Source organism: Pseudomonas sp. AC463 (genome assembly GCF_979253585.1).
Map to the genome: position 1 here is coordinate 1 of NZ_CEEDDZ010000413.1, position 301 is coordinate 301.

1 protein-coding gene is annotated in these 301 nt (G+C 65.8%); it reads left to right on the top strand.

The annotated features are described in order from the left end of the window. On the top strand, nucleotides 1-301 hold a 301-nt coding region (locus AC0IYH_RS30775; RefSeq protein WP_471837958.1), incomplete at both ends, for a peptidoglycan-binding protein.

Here is a 301-nt window from a genome sequence, read left to right on the forward strand (position 1 = left end):
TTCGGAATGACCGGCGCCCGCGTGACGGCGCTGCGCCGACGGCTTGCCGTGGAAGATTTGCAGGTTACGGGCTCGGGCGATCGCTTCGATGCCGCTTTACTCGAGGCAGTGCGACGCGCCCAGCGCCGGTACGGGCTGAACCCCAGCGGTAAGGTCGGTGCACAGACGCTGGCCGCGCTCAATGTGCCGGTCGACGCTCGCATCCGGCAGATCAAGGCGAACATGGAGCGGTGGCGTTGGTTACCACCGGAGTTGGCGAAGAACCGCGTTCAGGTAAACATTGCCGCCGCGGTGTTGACGC